The organism is Johannesbaptistia floridana, from assembly GCF_057440575.1.
In genome coordinates, this window is record NZ_JALKVM010000410.1 from 1 (window position 1) to 5,354 (window position 5,354).

The following is a 5,354-nucleotide window of genomic DNA, read 5'->3' on the forward strand; positions in this document are numbered from 1 at the left end:
GATTCTCCCTTGTCGGCCAATTTCTGTACTTTTGTTTTGGTGCAAGATATGAGTTCAGGGAAAAAGTCTAATCTAGCAACGGCATAGGTATGCACCCATCGACATATAGTTGATGGGTCAACAGATAAACCTCTCTCCAGCATAATCTCTGACAAATCACGATAGCGAATAGGTATAGCGAAGAAACCAACGCACATTAAGCAAGATTATCTCTTTTTGGAAATGTCGCCACTTGAAAGGAGATTTGGAATTCATCAATCAGGTTAGTTAAATAAAGCAGTTACGCTCCTATATCTTAACATATTACGAGCGCGACTGATATTTTTTGCAACATAACCTTTAATTGTGTTAAAAATAAAGCTAAGCAAAAAACCTAGAACTATGTCACAAAATCTTAATATTTATCCGTTTTCACTATTTTGTTAATTTTGTACCGTCAAAATGGGAATTATAAAATTAACTAGAATAAACTAATTATATCAAGTGAGTCTTTTATGTCCTTACACTCTTTATCAAATCAATCTAAAGAAGAATTTTATCCTCTCAATGAGCAATTAGAATTGACTGAAAACCAAGTATCAGATAATAAAGAAGTATTAGACACCAGGGAAGATATCAAGGAAAACACCAAGGAAGAAACAAGCGAAGATACTAAGGAGAAACAAGCATTTACATTTAAAACTAGTTTTTGGGGTTATATGGAGATGTATGATACCCCAACAGCAGTAGGGAAATATTTAGATAAACATCAAGAATGGTTTATTGAATGTGCTAAACCTATGGAAGCTGAACCAATCCAAGAAAATGGATATACTATAACTGTGGGTCGCTTTGGTTCATTTGGTTATGAAGTAGAACCAAAGATGAACGTGTTATTTGAAGTAAGTCCAGAACAAAAATATTTAATGTACTCAGTAGAAGTACCGGGTTATCAACCTCCAGGCTACGAAGTAGAATATCAAGCAAGCATGGAGTTAAGTCCTATTGCCTTAGAAGATTCTAGTGCTATCTTAGGTAAATATCCTGCTAAAATAGCTAAATCCCTTCCCCATCAAGTAACTCAGGTAAAGTGGGAACTACATCTTGAGGTAACAGTTTATTTTCCTCAGTTTATTTATCGTTTAGCTAACTCAGTAATTCAAAAAACAGGCGATCGCCTGTTAACTCAAATTGTGCGCCAAGTCTCTCCTCGCTTAACTTGTAAGGTCCAAAAAAACTTTCATGATACTTTAAATCTACCCTTACCTCCCAAAACTAGTCGCCATTTAGAAAAAATTAGTTAAATAAAATCGCTTTTCTGTCCTTTTGGTTATCTATGTGGTCCGGGATTTAAAATCCGGGTCTATAGATAACCGCAGATACGCGGTGATCAACAAAACAAGAAGGTAATGATATAAAAATGACCACTTATAGCAACAGATTATAATATCAGTAGTTAATTACTATTTTTGAATTTTAGCTATTAAATTAGGTCAATCAATGCCAGCCAAAGACATTTATCATAATACGGTTAAAAATGCTTTAATAAAAGATGGTTGGAGAATTACAGATGACCCTCTCATTTTATCTATTGGTAAAAAAGATGTATTTGTTGATTTAGGGGCAGAAAAATTAATCGCCGCAGAAAAAGAAAACCAGAAAATTGCCGTTGAAATCAAAAGTTTTATCGGCAAATCTCAAGTCAATGACCTAGAAAATGCCCTAGGGCAGTATATTCTTTATCATGAAATTTTATTAGAAAATAAACAGGATAGAATTTTATTTTTAGCCATAAAACTATCTGTTTATGAAGAAATTTTTGAAGAACCAATCGGCAAAATTTTGTTAAAAAGAAAATTAATAAAATTGCTAGTATTCGATGAAAAAAAGGAGGTTATTTTACAATGGATAAATTAAACCAATTTTACCAGATTATTTACCCGATTATTAAAGAATATGCTGACTTACCTTATTATGATAAAAATCTTCAGCATAAATTAGTTATTAGCGATGATAAAAAAGACTATTTATTAATGACAATTGGCTGGAAAAATGATGTTAAAATTCATGGTTGTGTTGTTCATTTAGAAATTATTAATAATAAAATTTGGATTCATCGAGATGGTTTAGAAGATGGAATTGCTGATGATTTAGTTCGGGCTGGTATTCCCAAAAATGAAATTGTTTTAGCCTTTCATCCCCCTGAAATTAGACCATTAACTGAATTTGCTATTAATTAAATTTCATTTGGTGAAGTAAACAGCCACGCCTAGAAAGACGTGGCCAAATCTTGGTTGAAGCTTAAGCTAAAACAGGAGTTTCAGGCCAGCGTTTAACCGCTTTACCAATCACTGCTAATTCACCAACTAACTCATCAAAACGTTGAGGAGTCAAAGATTGAGCACCATCAGACAAAGCTTTAGGTGGATTAGGATGTACCTCAATCATCAAAGAATCAGTACCTGCGGCTACAGAGGCTAAAGCCATGGTGGGCACATATTCAGATTTACCAGTTCCATGACTTGGGTCAATCATAATCGGTAGGTGAGTTATTCTTCTTAAAACAGGAATAACTGATAAGTCTAAAGTGTTGCGAGTATACTCTCTATCAAAAGTACGAATACCTCTTTCACATAAGATTACATTAGGGTTACCTGCTGCTAGAATATATTCTGCTGCCATTAACCACTCGTTAATTGTTGCGGACATCCCTCTTTTAAGTAGTACAGGCTTATCTTGTGCTCCTACTTTCTTTAAGAGGGCGAAATTTTGCATGTTTCTGGCGCCTACTTGTAGAACATCTGCCACTTCAGCAATTTTTTCTACATCAGCAGTATCCATAACTTCAGTAATGATGCCTAAACCACTGGCTTCTCTAGCTGCGGCTAATAACTCTAAAGCACTTTCTCCATGACCTTGGAAGGCATAAGGAGAGGTACGAGGTTTATAGGCGCCACCCCGTAAAAATTTCGCCCCAGAAGCTTTAACTTTTAAGGCAGTTTCTACAATCATTTCTTCATTTTCTACAGAACAGGGTCCTGCTACAATTACCACAGGGTGGTTTTTCCCGAAGGGAACTTCTCCTGAGGGGGTAGAAACAAACACCTCAGAATATTCTCCATGTCTAAATTCTAAACTTGCTCGTTTAAATGGTTGTTCAACTCTCAAAACAGTCTCTATCCAGGGACTAACTTCTTGTATTTGTAGAGGGTCTAAACTTGCTGTTTCCCCAACTAAACCAATTACTACTTTGTGTTTACCGACGATTTTTTCTGGTGTTAATCCTTTGTTTGAGAATTCTTCGTTAATACGCTCAATCTCAGTTTCAGGAGAACCCACTTTCATTACTATTATCATTTAAATTCCTCTTATAAGAAATATGAATTCTAAAGATACTTGCTCTAGTTTAACTTACTGCAATCTCTAAGCTTAACATTAGTTACAATTATTGGCAAAGTTAAAACTAGTTTAGCTGTTTGTTACCTCTGATTACTAGCTTAACAAAAATAAAAGAAACAAAAGCACAAATTTACTCACGATACCACCGGGTTATACCTCCTGGTTGGTCTACTAACACTATACCCCGAGATTTTAATTCATCCCGCAGGCGATCTCCCGTGGCGTAGTCTTTTTGTTTTCTTGCTTCTTTTCGTTGTGCAATAATTGCTTCAATTTCTGCATCACTGAGATTATTTGTGGCTGTATCTTGGGGATTAGCCTCTATCTCCGCGCTAAAACCAAAAACTGTGGCTAATTCCTCTAGAGTCTGCCATTTTTCCCTAAGTTTATCTGCTTCTATCTCTGTTTCCCCTTGGTGTCGCAATAGATTCCCATTGCGGCGTAACTCTTTAGCTAGTTCAAATAAAATTGCTAAGCCTTCAGCAAAATTAAAATCATCATCTACCGCCTTTTGAAAACGTTGAATTATTTCTTCATCAACTAAAGATAAATTCTTAGAATCCCAACCCAAACGACTACCATAGTTTTCTTTAAACAATAAACCTTCTTTGAGAGTTTGCCAACCTGCATCAGCCGCTGCTAAGGCAGTATCCGTAAAATCTAAGGGTTTGCGATAATAGGCTTGAAGAATAAATAAACGTACCGCCATGGGATCTACCGGACGTGCTAATAATTCCCTAATAGTAATAAAATTCCCTAGGGATTTAGACATTTTTTCTCCATCCACCTTGACCATGCCATTGTGTAACCAATAATTAGCCAAAGGTTTACCCGTCACTGCCTCTGATTGGGCAATTTCATTTTCATGATGAGGGAAAATTAAATCATTACCACCCACATGAATATCTATAGTCTCTCCTAAATATTCTTTTACCATAGCAGAACACTCGATATGCCAACCGGGACGACCATTACCCCAGGGTGACTCCCAAAACGGTTCTCCCGGCTTAGCACCTTTCCATAGGGCAAAATCAAAGGAATTCTGCTTTTTATCCTCTGAATCTACTCTACCGCTTGCCCCTGCTTGCATATCTGCCAGTTTTCTTCCAGAAAGCTTGCCGTAATCTTTAAACTTTTCTACAGAGTAGTAAACATCTCCTTCCGTGGCGTAGGCATAGTCTGTTTCTGTCAATCTTGCCACCAGGCTTTTAATACCATTAAGATTATCTGTTGCGCGAGGATATAAGTCAGCTTCCTTGATTTTCAAACTTTCCATATCTTCAAAATAAGCTTTGATAAAGCGTTCTGCTACTGCTTCTGGGGAAGTTTTCTCAAGTATAGCTTTATTGATTATTTTATCATCAATATCAGTAAAATTTTGCACATAGTAAACTTGATAACCTCGCCATTGAAGATAGTTTCTGACCACATCCCAAGTCAAACAGGTTCTTGCATGACCTAGGTGACAGTAGTCATATACTGTAATTCCACAGCAATAAATTTTTACTTGATTGGGTTGAAGAGTAGTAAAAGTTTCTTTTTGACGAGTTAAAGTATTATAAATGGTTATAGACATGGCTTTAATAATTATCAATTGGGTGTTAAATCCCCAACTTGACCATAGCTGGGGATTTTACTAAGATTATTCATCCTCTAAGTCTATTGGTTGAAAGATAATATTTTTCGGTGACTTATTTTTAGGTGAATATTTCCAGGCAATTCCATCGGGATCTCTACTTTTACTCCATTCAGGAAAGTCTGGTGAATTTCTTTTTTTGCGGAGGGAACTAGAATTAGTGTTTAAACGTTTGGCTAAATCTGCCTGAGTTAAAGATGATAGTTTTGGAGATGTTTTCTCTACTTCAGAAGTTTCTGCTTCAAATTCGTCTGCTTCAAAATCGTCTGTATCCAAATCGTCTATAGATGATTCTGTTTCAGTCGTTTCTGCTTCTGGAGTATCTACAGATGATTCTGTT

At 36.0% G+C, this 5,354-nt stretch carries 5 protein-coding genes and 2 pseudogenes; 3 read left to right on the forward strand and 4 right to left on the reverse strand.

The window, feature by feature from the left end; all coding sequences use genetic code 11:
• Nucleotides 1–80: 80 nt before the first annotated feature.
• Nucleotides 81–255 (reverse strand): annotated as a pseudogene (locus MW688_RS23330) (IS6 family transposase); the annotation flags it as partial.
• Nucleotides 256–494: 239 nt separating this feature from the next.
• On the opposite strand from MW688_RS23330, the gene MW688_RS23335 reads away from it, so the two are divergent.
• The 3 genes from MW688_RS23335 to MW688_RS23345 all read left to right on the forward strand — a co-directional run bounded on the left by MW688_RS23335 (nt 495) and on the right by MW688_RS23345 (nt 2,219).
• Complete coding sequence (locus tag MW688_RS23335; RefSeq protein WP_486738410.1) at nt 495–1,283, forward strand: DUF1997 domain-containing protein; 789 nt, start codon at nt 495–497, stop codon at nt 1,281–1,283.
• A 196-nt stretch (nt 1,284–1,479) separates the two neighbouring features.
• Nucleotides 1,480–1,896: an element excision factor XisH family protein gene (locus MW688_RS23340; RefSeq protein ID WP_486738411.1), complete on the forward strand. Its 417-nt coding sequence runs from the start codon at nt 1,480–1,482 to the stop codon at nt 1,894–1,896.
• Nucleotides 1,884–2,219 (forward strand): element excision factor XisI family protein, encoded by a 336-nt coding sequence (locus tag MW688_RS23345; protein ID WP_486738412.1) that lies wholly within the window; start codon nt 1,884–1,886, stop codon nt 2,217–2,219. The genes MW688_RS23340 and MW688_RS23345 overlap by 13 nt, the downstream gene beginning before the upstream one ends.
• Nucleotides 2,220–2,280: 61 nt before the next feature.
• On the opposite strand, the gene aroF is transcribed toward MW688_RS23345, so the two are convergent.
• From aroF to MW688_RS23360, 3 genes and pseudogenes are all read right to left on the reverse strand, one after another.
• Nucleotides 2,281–3,336, reverse strand: coding sequence for a 3-deoxy-7-phosphoheptulonate synthase (aroF, locus tag MW688_RS23350; RefSeq protein WP_486738413.1), 1,056 nt, complete (start codon nt 3,334–3,336; stop codon nt 2,281–2,283).
• Nucleotides 3,337–3,508: 172 nt separating this feature from the next.
• Nucleotides 3,509–4,954 (reverse strand): cysteine--tRNA ligase, encoded by a 1,446-nt coding sequence (gene cysS / locus MW688_RS23355; protein ID WP_486738414.1) that lies wholly within the window; start codon nt 4,952–4,954, stop codon nt 3,509–3,511.
• A 66-nt stretch (nt 4,955–5,020) separates the two neighbouring features.
• Nucleotides 5,021–5,354, reverse strand: a pseudogene (locus MW688_RS23360) (hypothetical protein); the annotation flags it as partial.

What these genes read in the sequence shown, in the direction of transcription:
- MW688_RS23335 (WP_486738410.1), top strand. Translation starts at nt 495, where the DNA reads ATGTCCTTACACTCTTTATCAAATCAATCTAAAGAAGAATTTTATCCT.
- MW688_RS23340 (WP_486738411.1), top strand. Translation starts at nt 1,480, where the DNA reads ATGCCAGCCAAAGACATTTATCATAATACGGTTAAAAATGCTTTAATA.
- MW688_RS23345 (WP_486738412.1), top strand. Translation starts at nt 1,884, where the DNA reads ATGGATAAATTAAACCAATTTTACCAGATTATTTACCCGATTATTAAA.
- aroF (WP_486738413.1), bottom strand. Translation starts at nt 3,336, where the DNA reads ATGATAATAGTAATGAAAGTGGGTTCTCCTGAAACTGAGATTGAGCGT.
- cysS (WP_486738414.1), bottom strand. Translation starts at nt 4,954, where the DNA reads ATGTCTATAACCATTTATAATACTTTAACTCGTCAAAAAGAAACTTTT.